This window comes from Nonomuraea sp. NPDC050556, assembly GCF_044457355.1.
GTDB lineage: Bacteria > Actinomycetota > Actinomycetes > Streptosporangiales > Streptosporangiaceae > Nonomuraea.
This window is the reverse complement of sequence record NZ_JBITGU010000002.1, coordinates 1155976-1176374: the sequence shown is the minus strand read 5'-3', so window position 1 is coordinate 1176374 and position 20399 is coordinate 1155976. Positions and strand designations below refer to the sequence as shown.

Genomic DNA, 20399 nt, shown 5'->3' with positions numbered 1-20399 from the left:
AAATCGGACCTCAACGTGAGTCACGCAGAGAGGAGAAGTGGAGCGGCACCCAGCTGAGGCTCATGAAGGCCGCTCCGGCCCACATCGCGGCGTGCACCCCCCACACCTCGCCGATGATCCCGGCGAGCAGCCCGCCGATGCCGACCGCGCCCATGAGTAGCAGTCGCATCGTAGCCGTCATCCGTCCCAGCATCTCGTCGGGCGTCACTTCCTGGCGGAAGCTGACGAGCAGGACGTTGTTCAGCCCGGTCCGGTACGTCAGCACGAACCACGCGGCGGCGGCCACCCAGATCCACACCCCGCCGTCCAGGACCGGCACGAGCAGCCCGGCCGGGGTGGTGACGAGGCTGAGCAGCCACGCGGCGCGCCCCCTGCCCAGCCTCTTGCCGACCACGTGCGCGGTCGACGACCCGGCGAGCACGCCGAGCCCGCCGACGGCGAGGAAGAGGCCGAGCACCCATTCGGGGTAGCCGAGCTGCTGGACGATCAGGATGGGCAGCAGCACGGACATGAGCGGGAAGCCCAGGTTCGTCATCGTGCCCATGAGCAGGATCGGCCGCAGGACCTGGTGGCCGAACACGAAGCGGACCCCTTCGGAGATCTGCGCGGCGATGCCCTCGCGCGCCGGGGGAGCGGGCAGCTCGGGCACCGCGACCCGCCACACGAACGCCGCGGACCACAGGTACGTGACCGCGTTCAGCAGCAGCGCCACCGGCGCACCGGCCGCGCCGACCAGGACCCCGGCGAAGCTGCGCCCCGAGATGTCCATGGCCGCATTGGTGCCGACCAGCATCGAGTTGGCCGCCGTCAGCCGGTCCCTGCCGACGAGCTGCGGCGTCACGCTCATGGAGGCGACGTCGAAGAAGAGCGTGCCGACCCCGGTGCACACGGCGACCGCGTAGAGCTGCGGCATGCTCAACCCGCCGAACCAGGCGGCCACCGGCAGCGAGAAAAGGAGCGCGGCGCGCAGCAGGTCGGCCACGATCATGACCGGCCGCCGGCGCACGCGGTCCACCCAGGCCCCGGCGGGCAGGCCCACGAGCAGCACCGCGATGGTCCCCAGCCCGCTGAGCAGCCCCACCTCGCCCGGCCCCGCGTGCAGGGCGGTCACCGCCAGCAGTGGCAGCGCCACGTAGCCGACCTGCGCACCGAAGGCACTGCCCGCAGAGGCGAGGTAGAGGTTGCGAAAGCTCACATCCTGCAGCAAAGAAGTCATGGGCCCAGCTTGGAGACGGCACCCGGAGGGCGGTATCAATTAAGGCATGCTTGAATTGACCTTCACCGCACAGGACATCGCGAACACCAGGTTCGCGATCTCCCCGCTCGGCGAGGTCGTCGCGAGCGCCAGGGTGGTCAAGGATCCGGCGGCCCACCCGCTGCTGCGGCCCTGGGCGGACGAGGTGGCCAGGCGGCTGGCGGACGTCGACTGGCGGCTGCTGTCGGATCTGGTGCCGGTGCCGACGGTCGCGATCGCCGGGTTCACCTGCACGCCGCCGTCGACGTCGCTGCCCGACCTGGAGCTCGAACTGGCCACGATGCGGTCCGTCGCGGACACCGTACGGCGGGAGATGGACGTGGTCGGCGGCCCGCGCACCAAGCGGCTCGACGCGCTCTACGCGGATCCGGACAAGGGGCTCGAACGGCTGGCGCGGGAGGTCGGGGACTACTGGGAGGCGGCGATCGCCCCTTACTGGCCGCGCATCCGGGCACTGCTCGAAGGGGAGATCCTGTATCGCGCCCGGCTGCTCGCCGAGGGCGGCGCGCAGCGGATGCTCAGCGATCTCGACGACACCGTGACCTGGACCGGCGACCGGTTGCGCGTCAAGCACCGCTTCGTATCCGGGGTGCGGCCTTTGCGCGGGCTCGGGCTGTTGCTGGTGCCGTCCGTCTTCGTCTGGCCGCGGGTGTTCTCCGTGTCCACGCCGCCCTACCAGCCGACGCTCCGCTACGCGCCGCGCGGGATCGCCACGTTGTGGGAGCGGCGCGAGCTCGCCGCCCCCGAGGCGCTGGCCGCCGTGCTGGGCCGTACCCGCGCGGGGTTGCTCGCCGCGCTCGACCAGCCCGCTTCGACCCGCGCCCTCGCGCAGCGGGCCGGGATCACCGAGCCGGGCGCCAACCAGCACCTCACCGCGCTGCGCCGGGCCGGGTTGTGCACCGCGCACCGGACAGGGAGGTACGTGCTCTACGCGCGTACGGCTGTCGCGGAAGCGCTGCTCTCTGGTGGTTAACTGCTCGCATGGATGCGATCGACGGGGTCCTGGAGGAGTGGCGGCGGGAGCGGCCCGATCTTGATCTGTCGGCCATGGGGGTGCTGGGACGGCTGGCGCGGCTCACGCGGCGGATCGAGGACGAGGTCGAGGCGGTGTTCGCGCGGCACGGGCTGCGGCCGGGGGAGTTCGACGTGCTGGCGGCGCTGCGGCGGTCTGGCCCGCCGTACATGCTGATCCCTTCTGAGCTGGCGGCGGTGCTGATGATGTCGCGCGCGGGGATGACGAACCGGATCGACCGGCTGGAGTCGGCGGGGCTGGTCTCCCGGACGCTGGACGCGACGGACCGGCGCAGCTTCCGGGTCACCCTCACGCACGAGGGGCGCAGGGTCATCGACGCGACGGTCACCGACCACGCGGCGAACCTGGAACGGCTGGCCAAGCATCTGAGCGCCGACGACGCAGCCACCCTCGACCGCATCACCCGCACCATGCTCACCTCCCTGGGGTAACCCCAAGACCCCCTTTGGGTCTCAAAGATCCTTAGTGGTTAGTCATACGTCTTTGTAGATGCCGTTGCGCCAGAGGGTGGTGATGGCGGTGGTGGCGTCGATGTCGGTGGTCGGATCGCCGTCCACGAGCAGAAGGTCGGCACGCAGGCCCGGCGCGATCCTGCCTCTGTCGGTCAGGCCGAAGTGGTGTGCCGTGACGCTGGTGGCTGAGGTCAGTGCCTGCGACGGGGTGAGGCCCGCTGAGGTGAGCAGAAAGAGCTCCCTGTGCAGGCTGGAGCCGTGTCGCGGTGCCCACGGGTTGGCGTCCGTCCCAGCGAGCAGCGGGACCCCCGCCTCCAGCAACGCCCGAGCAGCGTCCACCGACCGCTCCGCCGCCCGGTCAAGGCCGGGGACGGCGCTGGACTCGAAGTAGGCCAGCGTGGTGACCACGAAGACGCCCTGTGACGCGACCCTGGAGGCGAGCGAAGCCCCCATCCCAGGAACCACATGCGCCAGCCCGTCCACCCCCGCGTCGAGCACGACCTGAGCGTCCCCGACCGTCACCGCGTGCGCGACCACCCGCAGCCCCGCCGCGTGCCCCGCCTCCACGAGCGCCACGACCACCGCAGGGGCAAGCACGGGCAACCCATGGCTACTGTCCACGACGATCTTGAGATAGTCGGCGCCCTCAGAAAGCCGCGCCTGCACGAAGGCCTCAGCCCTGGCCGGATCGTCGATGGTGTCGAACGGCCCGGCCGCGTCGCCGTACGAGCCCGCCGACGCCATCAACTGGCTCGGATGCCCCCCAGGCGCAGTGGCGAGCACCCCCGCACTCCGCAGATCGGCGACGTCGTCACCGATGGCCAGTCGCCGCTGCCTGGCCAGGTTCCCGGGCAGGCAGAACATGTCCAGCTCGGTCGTCACCCCGAACGTCAGGGCACGAGCCAGGTCGCCGTCGAAGACGTGCGTGTGGGCGTCGATCAGCCCGGGGAGAAGGGTCTTTCCTGTGCCGTCGACCCGTACGTCCACGGGGGAGTCATCGGGCTCTGCGATGAAGCGGCCATCGATGAGGACGTCGGCGCTGGGCACGGTCCGCTCGCCGTCGAAGACGCGGACACCGGTGATGAGAGTGCGCATACCGCAAGATAGTAAGCAGTCAAACTATTAGGCATCAAACTATGTCGGCCACACGCGCCCGTGGCCGACCTCGAGTCACAGATCAGTGGAGATGATCTTCTCGATGTTCCGTTCGGCGAGCGCCGTGATGGTGACGAACGGATTCACGCTGGTGTTGCCCGGGATGAGGGAGCCGTCGATGACGTACAGCCCCGGGTATCCGGCCAGGCGGCCGTAGTTGTCGGTGGCCTTGCCGAGGACGGCGCCGCCGAGCGGGTGGTAGGTGAGGTGGTCGCCCCAGATCTTGTAGACGCCGAAGAGGTCGGTCCGGTAGATCGTCCCCTCCTTGGAGTTGATCTTGTCGAAGATGGTCTTCGCCATGTCGATCGAGGGCTGCTTCCACGCCGTCTGCCAGTTCAGCTCCACCTGCCCGGTCGAGGGGTTGTAGGTGAACTGGGCGCGGTTCGGGTTCTTGGTGATCGACAGGTAGAACGACGCGTACGTCTCGATCCCCGTCGGCAGCGGCGCGACCTCGGCGAACGCGCCGCCCGCCGCCCAGTTGTCGATGCCCGAGCAGGGGATGGTCGACTGCAGCTTGCCCGTCGGGTCCCACAGGTGGTTGGCGCGGCCGCACATGACGTTGCCGTTGTCGCCCCAGCCCCTGCCGACCTCGCCGTTGAGGTTGGGCAGCGCGCCGGTGGCCTTGAGCTTGACCAGCAGCTTGCTCGTCCCGACGCTGCCCGCGGCGAAGAAGACGCGGTCGGCGGTGACGGTGATGGTGCCGGTGGTGTCGCCGCTGGTGTTGAGCTGGTCGATGACGACCGCGTAGCCGCCGCCTCCTGCCGGGCTGACCGAGGTGACCTTGTGCAGGGCCGAGATGGTGACCCTGCCCGTGGCCTTGGCCTGCGCGAGGTAGGTCTTCTGCAGCGACTTCTTGCCCGCGTTGTTGCCGTAGAGGATCTCTCCGGCCAGGGCGGACTTGGGTACGGTGCCCGCTGCCTCCTGCTTCATGTAGTCCCAGTCGTAGACGTCGGGCACGAACGTCCACGGGAAGCCGGAGCGCTGGGCGTGTTTCCGCCCCACCCTGGCGAACTGGTAGCAGGCGGTCGTGTCGAACCAGGCGGGGTCGATGAGGCCCACGCCGAGCCCGGCGTTGGCGCGCGGGTAGTAGACGTTGTACATCTCGTCGGCGTTCACCGTCGGGAGCACGGCGCTGAAGTTCTCGCGCTTGGGGGTGACGGCCATGCCGCCGTTGACCAGCGAGCCGCCGCCGACGCCGCGGCCCTGGTAGACCGTGATGCCGCCGAAGTCCTCCGCGTCGAGGACGCCGGTGTAGCGGGAGATGTCCCTGTCGATGGGGAAGCCGAGGAAGTAGTTGAGCGGCGCCTTGGTCCTGGTCCGCAGCCAGTAGGAGCGGTGGTCGGGCTGGAGGGTGTTGCAGAAGATCTTGCCGTCGGGGCCCGGGATGTCCCAGGCCATGCCCATCTCCACCATGTGCACGTCCACGCCCGCCTGGGCGAGACGCAGCGCGGCCACGGCTCCGCCGTAACCGGTGCCGACGACGAGGGCCTGGACGTGGGCCGGTGGGCTCGCCTGCGCTCTTCCGGGGAGCATGGCGAGCCCGAAGATGGAACCTGTTCCTGCGATGAATCCGCGGCGTGATACGCCTGTGTGCATGTGAGTTACCTCACTCTCGGATGGAATTAGAACAAGTTCTATCCTCTTGTGCACGGCTTGGCACTACCCCGCTGAACCTGGAGCGCCAGCGTCTACCGGAAGTCGGCGACGTGGTCGCGTGCCCAGGTGGCGTAACTGTGCGGCGGCCGCCCGGTGACCAGCTCCACGTCGGGCCAGACGCGCATCAACGCCGACCAGTCCTGGTCGGCGTAACCGCCCTGTGCCTCGGCTCCGCCGTACTCGACGAAGCCGAGCAGCAGGTCGGCCGAGGCGGCGGCGAACCCGCCCTGGGCCTTCATCAGCTCGCGCGCCCGCTCCCTGCTGACCTCCTCGTAGCGGACCTCCTCGCCGAGCGCCGCCTCGATGGCCGCGACCTGCTCGCGTACGGTCACCAGCCCGGGACCCGTCAGCGTGTACGCCCTGCCGTGATGCCCGTCCTCCAGCAGCGCGGCCACGGCGACCGCGGCGATGTCCGCCTCGTGGATCAGGTTCATCGGCTCGTCGGCGAACGGGTACCGCACCACGCGCTCCGACCTGATGCCCGGGGCCCAGACCTGGAGGAGGTTCGTCATGAACCCGCACGGCCGGACGTGCGTCCACTCCAGGCCCGACGCCTCGACCGCCTGCTCGGTGGCGCTGGCGTGCAGCCCGACCGTCACCGAGGCGGCGGAAAGGACCACGGCCCGCCGTACACCTGCCTTCTCCGCCGCCTCGACCACGGCTGCGGCGGTCTCGTCGACCGGGAAGAGGTACATCCGGTCGATCCCCTCCATCGCGGACGCCACGCTCGCCACGTCGGTGAGGTCGCCCCTGACCACCTCCACGCCCTCGGGCAGCCGCGCCGCGCCGGGGTCTCGGGTCAGCGCCCGCACGCTCACCCCCGCCCGGACGAGCTGGTCCACCACGTGGCGTCCGACGATCCCCGTCGCTCCTGTCACCAGAATCTTCATGCCGTCCACGCTAGGAGCGATTCCGGTCACTTTCCGGCCGGAATAGCCTTGGGTCATGGCGAACACGAGCGGGCGGATGCTGCGGCTGCTGTCCCTGCTGCAGAACCACCGGCACTGGCCGGGCGCCGAGCTGTGCGAACGGCTCGGCGTCAGCGAGCGCACGCTCCGCCGCGACATCGACCGGCTGCGCGAGCTCGGCTACCCGGTCGACGCCCATCGCGGCGTCGCCGGTGGGTACCAGCTCCGATCGGGTACGGCGATGCCGCCCCTGCTGCTGGACGACGACGAGGCGGTGGCGATCGCGGCGAGCCTGCTGAGCACGGTCGAGGAGACGTCGCTGGGAGCGCTGACCAAGGTCGTCCAGGTGATGCCGCCCCGCCTGCGCCGGCGGGTGGACGCGTTGCGCCTCGCCACCTCGACGTCCGCCCCTCAGACCGCATCGGTCGACGCGAGCACGCTGACCACGATCGCCCAGGCGTGCCGGGACGCGGAGCGCCTCACCTTCACCTACTCGGAGCGGCCCCGGACCGTCGAACCGCATCGGCTGGTCTCGCTGAAGCGGCGCTGGTACCTGGTCGGCTGGGATCTGGACCGGGCAGACTGGCGCATCTTCCGCCTCGACCGCCTCACCGGGCCGTCCACGACCGGAACCCGCTTCCGGCCCCGCGACCTGCCCGACGCCGCGGCCTTCGTGGAGTCGCGCTTCGGGTCCCGCGCCACGCGATGGTCCATCATTCTCCGCATGCGGGCACCGGCTCCCTCCGTGGAGCGGGTGGTCGCGGTGACCGGCGGGCGGGTGGCCCCGGTCGACGCGGAGACCTGTGACCTGCACCTGGATGTGGACGACTTCGACTGGCCCACGCTGGTCCTGGCCGCTGTGGGGGCCGACTTCGAGGTGCTGCAGCCGGAGGAGTTCCGCGCCTACCTTCGTGATCTCGGGGGTCGCTTCCTTCGAGCATGATCTGACCCCCAAGCCCAGCCCACGCACCCCGACGACCTGCACGCCCTCTGACCCCCACAACGCAACGCGAAAGGCCTTACGGCGAGACCGCGAAAGGTGAGGCCCTGGCGGGGCTACTTGGAGGAGACGCCGACGCCGAGGTCGAACTCGCGGTAGACGCGGGCCCAGAAGCCGTCACGCAACCACACCCTCGCCTCCGGGTACGGCCGCAGCGAATGGCCCAGCTCCTTCTCCGCCTCGATCAGCAGCTCCGTGTCGATGACCGTCGGCAGGATCGGCCCAGGCAGCAGGTCGCGGATGTTGTCCCGTCCGCGCGTCAGGATCCACTTCTGCGCCACGTGCTCCCCGACGTCCTCCACCCGAGGCCGCGACGGCCCGAGCTTGGCGACCTGGCCGGGCTTGGCGTGGGGCTTGGGCGCAGCCGTACGGCCGGCGAAGACCTGCGCAGGCGACGGCGCGGTGGCCGCGGCAGCGGGCGGCACGACGGTCACGGGTTGCGGTGCGCGGCTGAAATAGGGCCTCAGGAAATCAGCGGAGATGACCTCAACAGTGTCCGACTCCCAAACGAGGCGTTCCGCCTGGTTGGTGCCGTAGGGCGGTTCGACCCCCCAAAGGTGGATCCGGACGCCGTAGGCCTGCGCGGCCTCGACGGCGGGCACCATGTCCTCGTCCCCGGCCAGCAGGATGGTGTCGGTCACCGCGTGATGCCTGGCCAGCGCCTCCAGGTCGCTCCTGATCTGGGCGTCGACGCCCTTCTGCTGGCCGCGCGCGTTCAAGTTGCCAAGACGGACCTTGACCCAGGGCAGCTGGGCGATGACCCGCTGGTCGACGGTCGGCACACGGTCACGAGCTGCGTCATACCAATAGATCCGCAGGAGTTCCCCAGAAATACGTGCTTCTGCATGTTTCTGGAGCCCCTGGATGAGCTCATCGGCGGCCACTCGATATTCCTTGCGTTCCTTCGCGCCAAGGAGCACTTCACCTGCGGCAGCATAGAGATAACCGACGTCCACCAGGACGGCGTACTTCGCTGCCACAGGATGCGGCGTGAGGTCTGGGATGGCCATGTCGTCCTCCAGGCCGCGGCGTTAGTTGATCGGCTGACTATATACGCCTACTTTTCTAGATAGTCCCAACTCCCGGGGAAGTTGACACCCGTTTCTTGGGATCTCTCTACGGTAGAGCGCTGTTACGCCAAGCCGACTTCCCAGGTACGAGCGGCTTACGCATCGCTCGGGCCGGGTTTCGCCATGTTTGCGGGGCTGGAGGGGCGGGAGTCGCCTGAGGGCGTGCGGTCAGGACCGCTACCAGGGCGGCGATCTCCTCAGCCGTGGCGTTGCCGCGAACAATTCGCAAAAAGCCGCTCATAGTGGGATGTTCCCATGTTTCTTCGGCGGCAGGCTGGCTCTCTTGTTGCGCAGCGCCCGCAGCGCCCTGACGATCTGCGCCCGGGTCTCCGACGGCTTGATCACCGCGTCCACGTAGCCCCGCTCGGCCGCGATGTAGGGATTGGCGAGCGTGTCCTCGTACTCGGTGACGAGCCTGGCCCGCTCGGCGTCCTGGTCGTCCGAGGCGGCCAGTTCGCGCCGGTAGAGGATGTTGACCGCGCCCTGCGCGCCCATGACCGCGATCTGCGCAGTGGGCCAGGCCAGGTTGATGTCGGCGCCGAGGTGCTTGGACCCCATGACGTCGTAGGCCCCGCCGTACGCCTTGCGGGTGATGACGGTGACCAGCGGGACGGTGGCCTCGGCGTAGGCGTAGAGGAGCTTGGCGCCGCGCCGGATGATTCCGTTCCATTCCTGGTCGGTCCCGGGAAGGAAACCCGGAACATCGACAAATGTAACGACCGGAATATTGAAAGCATCACATGTTCGGATAAAGCGGGCGGCCTTCTCTGAGGCGTTAATATCCAAGCAACCTGCGAAATGCATCGGCTGGTTGGCCACCACGCCCACCGAGTGCCCGTCGATCCGGCCGAAGCCGACCACGATATTCGGCGCGAACAACGCCTGGACCTCGCAGAACTCCCCGTCGTCGAGCACGTGCTCGATGACCGTGTGCATGTCGTAGGGCTGGTTGGCCGAGTCGGGGATGAGGGTGTCCAGGTCGAGATCGGGGGAAAAATCCTCGGATGTCGCGAAGGAGGGGGCCTCGTCCAGGTTGTTGGACGGCAGGTACGACAGCAGCGTCTTGACGTACTCCAGCGCGTCCGCCTCGTCCGAGGCCAGGTAGTGCGCGACGCCCGACTTGGTGTTGTGCGTGTGCGCCCCGCCGAGCTCCTCGAACGTCACCTCCTCGCCGGTGACCGTCTTGATGACGTCCGGCCCGGTGATGAACATGTGCGAGGTCTGGTCGACCATCACCACGAAGTCCGTCAGCGCGGGGGAGTACACGTGACCGCCCGCCGCGGCACCCATGATCAGCGAGATCTGCGGGATCACCCCGGACGCGTGCACGTTGCGCTTGAAGATCTCCGCGTAGAGGCCGAGCGCCACCACGCCCTCCTGGATGCGCGCCCCGCCGCCCTCGTTGATCCCGATGATCGGGCAGCCGGTCTTCACCGCCATGTCGAGGATCTTCACGATCTTCTCGCCGTACACCTCGCCGAGCGAGCCGCCGAAGATGGTCACGTCCTGTGAGAAGACGCACACCTGGCGGCCGTCGACGGTCCCATAACCGGTGATGACGCCGTCCGAATAGGGGCGCCTCTCGGACAGGCCGAACATCGTGGAGCGGTGCCTGGCGAACTCGTCGAACTCCACGAACGAGTCCTTGTCGAGCAGCGCGAGCACCCGCTCGCGCGCCGTCATCTTGCCCCTGGCGTGCTGCTTCTCCACGGCCGCAGCCGATCCTGCGTGCGCGGCTTCGTCGAGCCTTCGCTCCAGGTCGGCGATCTTGCCTGCCGTAGTGTGAATATCCGCGGCGGTCATGGCGTAAGAGTAGTCACTAGGCTGCAAACATGACGGAAGCGGTACGCACGCAGGCGCTCTTCAAGAGGTTCGGCCAGCAGGTGGCAGTTGCAGGGGTCGATCTCGTCGTGCCCGCAGGCAGCTTCGCCGGGCTCGTCGGACCCAACGGCGCGGGAAAGACCACCACCCTCAGCATGGTCACCGGCCTGCTCAGGCCGGACGGCGGGCTCGCCGAGATCGGCGGGTTCAACGTCTGGCGCGACCCCGCCGAGGTCAAGGCGCGCATCGGCGTGCTGCCCGAGGGGCTGCGGCTGTTCGAGCGCCTGTCCGGCCGCGAGCTGCTCATGTACAACGGACGGCTGCGCAACATCCCCAAGGCCGAGGTCGAGAAGCGCGCAGAGGAGCTCCTGCGGGTCATGGACCTGACGGACTCCGCCGACAAGCTGGTCGTCGACTACTCCACCGGCATGCGCAAGAAGATCGGCCTGGCCGCCGCGCTGCTGCACAACCCGTCGGTGCTCTTCCTCGACGAGCCGTTCGAGGGCGTCGACCCGGTCAGCGCCAACACCCTGACCGAGGTGCTGCAGCGCTACACCGCCTCAGGCTCCACCGTCATCTTCTCCAGCCACGTCATGGACCTGGTCGAGCGGCTCTGCGACTGGGTGTCGGTCATGAACGGCGGCTACATCGTCGCGCAGGGTCCGCTGGCCGAGGTGCGCGGCGAGCGCAGCCTCAACGACACCTTCCTCCAGCTCGTTGGCGGTTCGCGGGAGAACGGAGAGGAGGGCCTGTCGTGGCTAGGCTCGCACTGACGCTCGGGTTCTGGCCGACGGTCAAGCTCTTCGTCCAGCTCAAGCTCCGCCTGATCTCGGGCAACCTGCGCGGTGACGCCACCCGCAAGATCGGCTTCGTCTTCACCCTCATCGGCGCGCTCTGCGTGGCCGGTTTCGGGTTCCTCGGCATGTCGGCCATCAGGTTCGCCGACGCGGACCTGGCCACCGACATCGGCGTCGTCGCCTTCACCGTCTTCCTCATCGGCTGGGCGATCGTGCCGCTTCTGGCCTTCGGCCTCGACGACACCCTCGACCCGTCCAGGCTGACGCTGTTCCCGCTGCGCACCCAGGACCTGGCGGTCGGCATGTTCTCCGCCTCGGCGACCGGCGTCTGGCCGGCGGCCAGCCTGATCGTGCTCGCGGGCGGGGTGGTCGGCCTGTCGCGCAGCGTCGGCGGCGCGCTCATCGGCGTGCTGGCCGTACTCCTGGAGTTCGCGCTCTGCCTGGTCACCTCCAGGCTCATCACCACGGCGCTGTCCGGCGCGCTGCGCACCAGGCGCGGGCGCGACGTCCTGGCCGTCGCGGCGATCTTCGTCGTGGTGCTGGCCCAGCTGCCCAACCTGATCATCAACCGCGGCCTCGGCGGCGACATGGGCGCGATGGTGCACGGCCTGGCCAACGCGCTGCGCTGGGTGCCGTCCGGCATGGCGGCGCACGCGATCGCCGACGGCGGATTGCTCGGGATCGGCGAGCTGGTCGTGGTCGCGCTGCTGGCCGGGTTGATCGGCTGGCTGTGGATCAGGTCGCTCGGCCGGGCGCTGGTGACCACGGATGCGTCCACGCAGGGGGCGTCCGTACGCAGGTCGAGCGGGTTCGTCGACAGGTTCCTGCCGGACGGCCAGCTCGCCGCGGTGGTGGACAAGGAGCTGCGTTACATCAGGCGCGACCCGAGGTTCCGCGTCGGCTGGTTCTCCTCCGTGGTGGTCACCGCGATCATCGCCTTCTCCCTGAGCGGGAAGTCGGGACCGTCCGGGGCGATCATGGTGGTCGGCCCGGCCTGCCTGGGTGCGCTGATGCTGGGTATGCAGACGGCCAACGTCTTCGGCATCGACGGCCGCTCGCTGTGGATGAACTCCATGGTCTACAGCTCGCCCCGCGACCTGCGCACCGACCTGGCCGGGCGGCACATCGCCGTCGGGCTGCTCGCCACGCCGCTGCTGGCCATCCTGGCCCTGGCCGTCGGGCTGTTCACCGGGGAGCTGTCCGGGGTGGTTCCCGCGATGCTGACCGCGTGGGGCGTGCTCGGCGTGGGGCTCGGCGTCGGCGCCGTCACCAGCGTGATCGTCCCCTACACGACGCCCGACCGGCTCAACGCCTTCAGCGGCGCCGCGCCGGGGCAGGGCGGGCTGGCCTTCCTCGGCTCGTTCGGCTCGATGCTCGGCACCGGTTTCCTGGTGCTGCCGCTCGTTCCCGTGCTGTTCGGCGTCACGTGGGTGGCCTTCCTGGCTGTGCCGTACGGCCTGCTGATCTCCGCGCTGGGCCGCCGCCTGGGTGGGGTCATCGGCTACCCGCGCCTTCCCGAGCTGCTGGTGGCGGTCTCGAAGCCCACCTGATGAGACCGGTCTCCGCCTGTTAAGACGGACTCGATACTCTTCGAGACATGAGTGCGCGCCACGATGCCGTCACCGGCATGCCAGAAGAGCTCCGGCACGACGTGCGGCTGCTGGGCAAGCTGCTGGGCGAGGTGATCGCCGAACAGGGCGGCGCCGACCTCCTCGAGGATGTCGAACGGCTGCGCAAGGCGGTCATCGCCGCGCGCAGGGGCGAGGTGGCCGGCGACGAGATCGCGGCCATGGTCGCCGAGTGGGAGATCGACCGGGCGGTGCAGATCGCCCGCGCGTTCACCTGCTACTTCCACCTGGCCAACCTGGCCGAGGAGCACTACCGCATCCGCACCCTGCGCGAGCGCGACACCGGCGAGACCGTCACGCCGGAGTCGCTGGCGCAGGCCGTGCAGGAGCTCGGCGCCGACCGGGTGACCGAGCTGGTCCAGGACCTGGAGCTGCACCCCGTGCTGACCGCGCACCCGACGGAGGCGCGCAGGCGCGCGGTCGTCACCGCGATCCAGCGGGTCAGCAACCAGCTGACCGAGTACAGCACCCCGGGCCGCGGCGCGACCGAGCGCGAGGAGAGCAGGCGTCGCCTCCTGGAGGAGATCGACCTGCTCTGGCGTACGGCCCAGCTGCGCGACACCAAGCTCGACCCGCTCGACGAGGTGCGCACGGCCATGGCCGCCTTCGACGAGACGTTGTTCCGCGTCGTGCCCCAGGTCTACCGCTCGCTCGACGCCGCGCTCGCCGAGGGCACCGGCACCCGCGTCCCGCTGGCCAGGCCGTTCATCCGCTACGGAAGCTGGATCGGCGGCGACCGCGACGGCAACCCCAACGTCACCGCCCGCGTCACCCGCGAGGCGATCCAGATCCAGGCCGAGCACGTGCTGGCCGCGCTGGAGACGGCCGCCACCCGCATCGCGCGCACGCTCACCGTGGCCGCCCAGTACACGCCGCCCTCCGCCGCGCTGAAGGCGGCGCTGGAGCTGGCCGAGGACGACAACCCCGACCTGGTCTCCGAGATGGCGACCCGCTCGCCGCAGGAGCCGCACCGGCAGTGGCTGATGTTCGTCGCGGCGAAGCTGGCCGCGACCCGCCGCCGCGACATGGACCTCGCCTACCGCTCGCCCGGCGACCTGCTGGCCGACCTGCGCCTGGCCCAGGACTCGCTGGCCCGCGGCGGCGCCTCCCGCCAGGCGTACGGCGAGGTGCAGCACCTCATCTGGCAGGTCGAGACGTTCGGCTTCCACCTGGCCGAGCTGGAGGTGCGCCAGCACTCGCAGGTGCACGCGGCAGCGCTGGAGGAGGTACGCGCGGGCGGCGAGCTGTCGGAGCGCACGGAGGAGGTGCTGGCCACGATCAGGGCCATCGCCGGCATCCAGGAGCGGTTCGGCGTCACCGCCTGCTCCCGCTACGTCGTCTCCTTCACCCGCGGCGCGGCCGACATCGCCGCCGTCTACGAGCTGGCCGCGCACGCGCTCGGCGACCGGGCCCCGGTGCTCGACGTGGTGCCGCTCTTCGAGTCGGGCCAGGACCTCGACAACTCCGGCGACGTGCTGACCGGCATGCTGGAGCTGCCGCAGGTGCAGAAGCGGCTCAGGGACAACGACCGCCGCATGGAGGTCATGCTCGGCTACTCCGACTCAGCCAAGGAGCTCGGCCCGGCCGCCGCGACGCTCAAGCTCTACGAGACCCAGGAGCGGCTGACCTCCTGGGCCGCCGAGCACGACGTCAAGCTGCGCATGTTCCACGGCCGCGGCGGCGCGCTCGGCCGCGGCGGCGGCCCGGCCAACCGTGCCGTGCTCGCCCAGGCGCCGGGGTCGGTGGCCGGCCGGTTCAAGGTGACCGAGCAGGGCGAGGTCATCTTCGCCCGCTACGGCCACATGGCCATCGCCAGGCGCCACATGGAGCAGGTCGCCAACGCGGTGCTCATGGCGTCCTCCCCGACCGTCGGAGCCAGTACGGCTGCCGCCGCCGCGCGGTTCCGCGGCGTGGCGGAGCGGGTGGCCGCCTCCTCCGAGAAGGCCTACCGCGCGCTGACCGAGGCGCCCGGGTTCCCCGAGTGGTTCGCGCTGGTCAGCCCGCTGGAGGAGATCGGCACGCTGCGCCTGGGCTCGCGCCCCTCCAGGCGCGGGCTGGGCGCGCCGCGCTCGCTCGACGACCTGCGCGCCATCCCGTGGGTGTTCGCCTGGGCGCAGACCAGGGTCAACCTCCCCGGCTGGTACGGCCTGGGCACCGGTCTGGCCTCCGTCGGCCTCGACGACCTCAAGGCGGCCTACGCGCAGTGGCCGCTGTTCAACGCGATGCTCGACAACGCCGAGATGTCGCTGGCCAAGACCGACCGCTCGATCGCCCAGCGCTACCTGGCGCTCGGCGGCCGGGCCGACTTCGCCGAGCAGGTGCTGGAGGAGTACGACAGGACGCGCACGCTGGTGCTGCTGGTCACCGGGCACACCAGGCTGCTGGAGAACCGGCGGGTGCTCTCGCGCGCCGTCCAGCTCCGCGACCCCTACGTGGACGCGCTGTCGCACCTGCAGCTGCGCGCCCTGACCAAGCTGCGCACCTCGGACGTGAGCGAGGAGGAGCGCGAGCGGCTGTCGACGTTGCTGCTGCTGTCGGTCAACGGCGTTGCAGCGGGGCTGCAGAATACCGGGTGAAGGCGCGCAGGCCCGCCTCGATCGGGCCGTTGGCGTGGCCGCGCATCCACCAGGCGCTGAACACCAGCAGGACCGTGTAGATCAGCGCGGCCACGCCCATGACCGCGACGGGTGCGAGCTTGCCCGCCAGGGCCAGGCCGTACCCGCTGAAGACCAGACAGGCCAGCACGGACTGGCCGATGTAGTTGGAGGCGGCCATCCGTCCGGCCGGGGCGAGCACCCCGTGGATCGAGCGGAGCCGCAGCAGCGTGACCACGTAGGCGGCGGCCAGCGGCAGCGAGGTCACGTTGTTCACCGCAGCGCCGACCAGCTCCAGCGCCTCTCCCTGCTGTGACGACCAGGTGACGAAGACGGCGGCCGGGAGGCCGACGCCGTAGCCGGCCCACATGATCCAGGACGGCAGGGGCCGCTCGAACAGCCCCGACTTGCCCGCCGCCAGGCCGAACAGGAACAGCGCCAGCGCCATCGGCCCCTGGCCTATCCAGACGAACGCGGCCAGCATTGGGTACGTCTCCGCCTGGAACCTCAGGACGCCCAGCGGCCCGTCGGTGAACAGCTGCTCGGCCCTGAGCCCGGCGGCCACGTCGGCCGCGGGGGCGGCAGCGGCCGGTTCGAGGAGCGTCAGCGCGGCCAGGCCCAGCCACAGCAGCGTCCAGACACCGATGATCGAGCACCCGATGATCACCGCGGTCCTCGGCCTGATGTTGCGCAGGGCCAGCAGGATCAGGCCGAGGGCCGCGTAGAGGGTGAGGATGTCGCCGATCCAGAGCAGGAGGCCCTGCGCGACGCCCAGCACGAACAGGCCCAGGCACCTGCGTATCGTCTGCGCGGGTTTCCAGGTGTCCGAGCGCATCTGGAGGGTGAAGGAGTAGCCGAACAGGAAGGAGAAGATGACGTAGAACTTCGACAGCACGAGGGTGCTGACGAGGAGGGCGACCGGGCCCTCCGAGATGGGCATCGTGCCCAGGGACACCGCGTATCGGGGGTCGGCGAAGAAGCCGATGTTGGCCACCAGGATCCCGGCGAGCGCGAACCCCCTGACGGCGTCGACCTCGTGGATGCGTGTCATGCCGTCGACGCTAGGGATCAGGGGGCGTCGCCCACATCGAACCTCAGGCGCTGTCCGCACCGACCAAAGTCGCGCGCCAGATCGTGCTCTTCAGGTCGCTGCCCCTGATGACCTGGATGCGCCAGGGCTCCAGGCGCAGCAGGTGGTACTTCGGGTCGTCCGGCCCGGTCCAGAAGCGCCCAGGGTCGTAGCTGTCCCTGCGGTAGAGGTCCCAGATCCGTGCCTTCTCCGCCGGGTCGTCGACCCAGCGGGCGACGGTGTCGACGGCCACCGCGTTCTGCCGCCGGTCCCAGTAGGAGAAGGTGGTGTGCGGGTTTCCCGCCAGGTGTGCGGCTTTGACCGGCGTCTTGTAGGTGACCAGCCAGCCCAGCGGGGCGCCGCCCACGATCTCCCAGACCGGGATCAGCACCCGGGCGCGCGGGCGGCCCTTGGCGTCGACCGTGGTCATGGTCGCGTAGACGATGTCGTTCACGTAGGACTCGAACTGCTGCTGGATGTCGGAGAAGTCGTGCGTCATGATCAACCTGCCAATACGGGGTCGGCGGACCGGCGGGTGCGCAGTCCGGGAAGGGTGACGAGCAGGGCGAGTACGGCTGCCGCCAGCGGCACCATCAGCGCGGTGCGCAGGCCGTCGATCCCGGAACCCGCACCGACGTTCACCGCGGTGACGATGGAGATGCCGAGCGCCGTGCCGAACTGGATGGCCGTGTAGAGGAGGCCACCGGCGAGCCCGTGCTCCTTCTCCTCAATGCCCTCGGTGCCCGCGATCGTGAGCGGGCCGTACACCAGGGCGAAGGCCAGGCCGAGCAGGAGCATCGTCGGGACCATCAGCGCGTACGACCAGTCGGTGCCCGCCTGGAGGAACAGCGCGTACCCGGCGGCGGCCAGCACCAGCCCGCCCGCGATGACCTTGACGTTGCCGTACCGCGCGACCAGGCGCGGCGTCAGCGTGGGCGCGAGGACGGTGTCCACGCCGACCAGCAGCATGGCCAGCCCGGTCTGGATCGTGCTCCACCCGCGCAACTCCTGCAGGTAGAGCGTGGCCAGGAACTGGAACCCGGCGAACGAGCCGATGAACAGCAGCGCCGCCAGGTTGGTCCGCACCAGCGCTCCGGACCGCAGGATGCCGAGCCGTACCAGCGGGCTGGCCGCGCGCCGCTCCACGGCGACGAACAACCCGAGCAGCGCCAGCCCCGCCACGAAGACAGCGGCCGTCAGCAGCGGCCCGTCCGACGGGTGCTCCAGCCGTACCACCCCGTAGACCAGCAGCAACATCGAACCGGTCACGCTGAACGTGCCGAGCAGGTCGAAGCCCTCCTTGGAACGTTCCTGCGGAGCGGTGTCCTTGAGCAGGACGAGCGCGGCGCCCAGGATGACCGCGGACAGGATCACCGGCGCGAAGAACACCCAGCGCCAGCCGAGCGCGGTCAGCAACCCGCCCGCGACCAGGCCGAGCGAGAAGCCGCCCGCCGCCGTCCCCGCGTAGACCAGCAGCGCCCTGTTGCGCTGCGGCCCGTCGGGGAAGTTCGTGGTGATCAGCGACAGTCCGGCCGGCGCCATGAAGGCCGCGGCCACCCCGGTCACGAACCGGGCCAGCAGCAACATCCACCCTTCCGTGGCGATCCCGCCCAGGCCGGAGAAGGCGAGGAAGACCGCCAGCCAGAGCAGGAACATCCGGCGGCGGCCCAGCAGGTCGGCGGCCCGGCCGCCGAGCAGCATGAAACCGCCGTATCCCAGGACGTAGGCCGACACCACCCCGCTCAGCATTCCGGTCGACAGCCCCAGATCCGCCCTGATGGACGGCAACGCCACGTTCAGCATGGCGACGTCGATGCCCTCCAGGAAGATCGCGCCGCAGAGGACGAACAACACACCCCACGTCCGTGTATTCACAGCTAGCTCCTTAGTTCCCTTTTGTAACCAGGGGAATCATGCGTTACTTTTGGGAACCATGGAAGACGGCACTTCTCTGTCCCCCGGTTACTGCGCGGATACCGGCGCTGACTTCGACGTTCTCCACTGGGACACGCGCGAGGACTGCGAGGTCAGGCAGATCCTCGACCGCGTGGCCGACAAGTGGTCGCTCCTGGTGATCGCGCTGCTGGACCAGCGGACGCTGCGGTTCAGCGAGCTGCGCCGCACGATCGACGGGGTCAGCCAGCGGATGCTCACCCGCACCCTGCGCCAGCTCGAACGCGACGGGCTGGTGGCGCGGACCGTCTACCCGACGGTGCCGCCGAGGGTGGACTACGAGCTGACGCCGCTCGGGAGGAGCCTGCACGCGACCATCAAGGCGCTGGTCACGTGGACGGAGGAACACCAGCGGGAGATCGCCACCGCCCGCACCGCCTACGACGTGAGGTCCGCCGAGGGGGCAGACCTGGAGAGGTACGGCGCAGCCCACGTCTGAGGCTTCCCGCCGTCCGTCGCGGCGGCTCGTCTGCGCGGCCGGTGAGCGTTGCCCTGGAATGCCGCCAGCCCCGAACGCCGGGTGGCGCTCGGGGCTGCTTGGCCGTACCAGATGGTCCTATTCAGCCTTGGGGAGCATCAGGCCGATGACGAAGGTGAGGGCGATCATGCCCGCCGCCACCCCGAAGGTGATGATCGCGCTGCCGGTGCCGAAGAAGACCGTGCCCAGGATCGCCAGCCCCAGCGCCCCGCCCACCTGCTGGATCGCCGTCAGCGAACCCGAGGCGGAACCCGTCTCCTTGGGGTCGACCGCCGCCATGACGATGTTGAAGTAGGGGCCCATGATCAGGCCGCTGCCCAGCCCCACGAAGACCAGCGCCGGAGCGAGCTGCCACGGCGTGACCCCGGGACCCGCGATCAGCGCCAGCGCGATCACCGCGAAGAACATGACCACGGCCCCGCCGAGCAGCACCTTGCGGCCGAACCTGACGGTCGCCGAGGCGATGCCCATTCCGACGATCATGCCGACCGACGAGGGAACGCTGGTCAGAGCCGCCTTGAGCGGGGAGTAGCCCAGGCCGAGCTGCGTGTAGAGACCGAGGACCAGGAACACCCCGCCGAAGGCCGCGAAGTAGATGGCGCCGACCGCGAGACCCGAGACGAAGGCTGGCTTCCTGAGGAGCGACGGGACCACCAGCGCCGCCTCACCCTTGCGCCGCTCGTAGGCGACGAAGACCGCGAACGTCACGACCGAGGCGGCCATCATCGCGAACGCCCACCACGGCCAGCCGTGCTCGCCGCCCTGGACCAGCGGGAAGACGATGAGTACGGTCCCCAGCGAGGCCAGCAGCGCGCCCGGGATGTCCAGCTTGACGCCTCCGGTGGGCCGGGTGGCGGGCAGGAAGCGCAGCGCGGCGAGCACCGCGCCGATGCCCAGCGGCAGGTTGACCAGGAAGATCATCCTCCAGCCGGTGCCGAACAGGTCCGCGTCGACCAGCCAGCCGGCCAGGATCGGGCCGCCGATGGCCGAGATGCCCATGACCGGGCCGAACATGCCGAACGCCGCCTGCAGCTCCTTGGGCGGGAACATCTCCTTCATCAGCCCCATTCCCTGCGGGATCATCGCCGCGCCGAACAGGCCCTGGATGACCCGGGCGGCGATGATGGCCTCGGGCCCGGTGGAGATCGCGCAGAGCAGCGAGCCGATCGTGAAGCCGGCGACGCCGATGAGGAACATCCGCTTGCGTCCCACGATGTCACCGAGGCGGCCGCCGGTCAGGAGGCCCGCGGTCATGGCCAGGGTGTAGGCCGCGCCGAGCCACTGGATGAGCGAGGTGCCGCCGCCGAGGTCGGTGCGCATCGTCGGGCCTGCGATGTTGGTGACGGTCGCGTCGAGCAGCTCCATCACGGAGCCGGCGAGGATCACTCCCAGGGCGGGCCAGCGCCACTTGTAGGCTGTGGGGGTCTCCACTGCGGCCTCCACGGGGCGGGTGTCGAGGGCGGTCATCGTTGCCTCCATATATCGGAACGGCTTGTTCTGTTCCAACTTTAACAGAACGGAATGGTTCAT

General features: G+C 69.7%; 18 protein-coding genes. 7 read left to right on the top strand and 11 right to left on the bottom strand.

Annotated elements, in window-relative coordinates:
* Positions 1–10: 10 nt before the first annotated feature.
* Positions 11–1216: an MFS transporter gene (locus tag ACIBG8_RS23550; RefSeq protein WP_397345057.1), complete on the bottom strand. Its 1206-nt coding sequence runs from the start codon at positions 1214–1216 to the stop codon at positions 11–13.
* 46 nt (positions 1217–1262) lie between these two features.
* Between ACIBG8_RS23550 and ACIBG8_RS23545 the strand changes: the two genes are divergently transcribed.
* Positions 1263–2228, top strand: a complete 966-nt coding sequence (locus tag ACIBG8_RS23545) for a DUF5937 family protein (protein WP_397345056.1) — start codon at positions 1263–1265, stop codon at positions 2226–2228.
* A gap of 8 nt (positions 2229–2236) precedes the next feature.
* Complete coding sequence (locus tag ACIBG8_RS23540) at positions 2237–2719, top strand: MarR family winged helix-turn-helix transcriptional regulator (RefSeq protein ID WP_397345055.1); 483 nt, start codon at positions 2237–2239, stop codon at positions 2717–2719.
* A 42-nt stretch (positions 2720–2761) separates the two neighbouring features.
* On the opposite strand, the gene ACIBG8_RS23535 is transcribed toward ACIBG8_RS23540, so the two are convergent.
* From ACIBG8_RS23535 to ACIBG8_RS23525, 3 genes are all read right to left on the bottom strand, one after another.
* The gene (locus ACIBG8_RS23535) at positions 2762–3835 is read right to left on the bottom strand and encodes an amidohydrolase family protein (protein ID WP_397345053.1); all 1074 of its coding nucleotides are present in this window, start codon (positions 3833–3835) and stop codon (positions 2762–2764) included.
* Positions 3836–3910: 75 nt separating this feature from the next.
* Positions 3911–5428, bottom strand: coding sequence for a GMC oxidoreductase (locus tag ACIBG8_RS23530; RefSeq protein ID WP_397345052.1), 1518 nt, complete (start codon positions 5426–5428; stop codon positions 3911–3913).
* Between the two features lie 155 nt (positions 5429–5583).
* The gene (locus ACIBG8_RS23525) at positions 5584–6441 is read right to left on the bottom strand and encodes an NAD(P)H-binding protein (protein WP_397345051.1); all 858 of its coding nucleotides are present in this window, start codon (positions 6439–6441) and stop codon (positions 5584–5586) included.
* Between the two features lie 55 nt (positions 6442–6496).
* Here ACIBG8_RS23525 and ACIBG8_RS23520 point away from each other — a divergent pair, with 55 nt between their 5' ends.
* Complete coding sequence (locus ACIBG8_RS23520; RefSeq protein WP_397345050.1) at positions 6497–7402, top strand: helix-turn-helix transcriptional regulator; 906 nt, start codon at positions 6497–6499, stop codon at positions 7400–7402.
* A 113-nt stretch (positions 7403–7515) separates the two neighbouring features.
* On the opposite strand, the gene ACIBG8_RS23515 is transcribed toward ACIBG8_RS23520, so the two are convergent.
* The 3 genes from ACIBG8_RS23515 to ACIBG8_RS23505 form a co-directional block, all read right to left on the bottom strand.
* Positions 7516–8469, bottom strand: coding sequence for an NYN domain-containing protein (locus ACIBG8_RS23515; protein WP_397345049.1), 954 nt, complete (start codon positions 8467–8469; stop codon positions 7516–7518).
* Between the two features lie 106 nt (positions 8470–8575).
* Positions 8576–8770 carry an acyl-CoA carboxylase subunit epsilon gene (locus ACIBG8_RS23510; protein ID WP_397345048.1) on the bottom strand — a complete coding sequence of 65 codons (195 nt, stop codon included), beginning with the start codon at positions 8768–8770 and terminating at the stop codon, positions 8576–8578.
* Positions 8767–10332, bottom strand: coding sequence for an acyl-CoA carboxylase subunit beta (locus ACIBG8_RS23505; protein ID WP_397345047.1), 1566 nt, complete (start codon positions 10330–10332; stop codon positions 8767–8769). The genes ACIBG8_RS23510 and ACIBG8_RS23505 overlap by 4 nt, the downstream gene beginning before the upstream one ends.
* A 29-nt stretch (positions 10333–10361) precedes the next feature.
* Here ACIBG8_RS23505 and ACIBG8_RS23500 point away from each other — a divergent pair, with 29 nt between their 5' ends.
* The 3 genes from ACIBG8_RS23500 to ACIBG8_RS23490 are packed head-to-tail and all read left to right on the top strand — an operon-like array spanning position 10362 to position 15351.
* On the top strand, positions 10362–11123 hold the full coding sequence (locus ACIBG8_RS23500; protein ID WP_397345046.1) for an ABC transporter ATP-binding protein: 762 nt from the start codon (positions 10362–10364) through the stop codon (positions 11121–11123).
* Positions 11105–12697 carry a hypothetical protein gene (locus ACIBG8_RS23495; protein ID WP_397345045.1) on the top strand — a complete coding sequence of 531 codons (1593 nt, stop codon included), beginning with the start codon at positions 11105–11107 and terminating at the stop codon, positions 12695–12697. The genes ACIBG8_RS23500 and ACIBG8_RS23495 overlap by 19 nt, the downstream gene beginning before the upstream one ends.
* A 47-nt stretch (positions 12698–12744) precedes the next feature.
* Entirely contained in the window at positions 12745–15351 is a 2607-nt protein-coding gene (locus tag ACIBG8_RS23490; protein ID WP_397345044.1) for a phosphoenolpyruvate carboxylase, read from the top strand.
* Here ACIBG8_RS23490 and ACIBG8_RS23485 read toward each other — a convergent pair.
* From ACIBG8_RS23485 to ACIBG8_RS23475, 3 genes are read right to left on the bottom strand one after another with little or no spacing between them, the layout of a single operon-like run.
* On the bottom strand, positions 15314–16420 hold the full coding sequence (locus ACIBG8_RS23485; protein WP_397345042.1) for a DUF418 domain-containing protein: 1107 nt from the start codon (positions 16418–16420) through the stop codon (positions 15314–15316). The genes ACIBG8_RS23490 and ACIBG8_RS23485 overlap by 38 nt on opposite strands.
* A gap of 43 nt (positions 16421–16463) precedes the next feature.
* Positions 16464–16937: a pyridoxamine 5'-phosphate oxidase family protein gene (locus tag ACIBG8_RS23480; protein WP_397345041.1), complete on the bottom strand. Its 474-nt coding sequence runs from the start codon at positions 16935–16937 to the stop codon at positions 16464–16466.
* 2 nt (positions 16938–16939) lie between these two features.
* Positions 16940–18313: an MFS transporter gene (locus ACIBG8_RS23475; RefSeq protein WP_397345040.1), complete on the bottom strand. Its 1374-nt coding sequence runs from the start codon at positions 18311–18313 to the stop codon at positions 16940–16942.
* Positions 18314–18371: 58 nt separating this feature from the next.
* Between ACIBG8_RS23475 and ACIBG8_RS23470 the strand changes: the two genes are divergently transcribed.
* Positions 18372–18830 carry a winged helix-turn-helix transcriptional regulator gene (locus ACIBG8_RS23470; protein WP_397345039.1) on the top strand — a complete coding sequence of 153 codons (459 nt, stop codon included), beginning with the start codon at positions 18372–18374 and terminating at the stop codon, positions 18828–18830.
* Positions 18831–18947: 117 nt separating this feature from the next.
* Here the strand turns inward: ACIBG8_RS23470 and ACIBG8_RS23465 are convergent, their stop codons facing one another.
* On the bottom strand, positions 18948–20336 hold the full coding sequence (locus ACIBG8_RS23465; RefSeq protein WP_397345038.1) for an MFS transporter: 1389 nt from the start codon (positions 20334–20336) through the stop codon (positions 18948–18950).
* Positions 20337–20399: the final 63 nt, after the last annotated feature.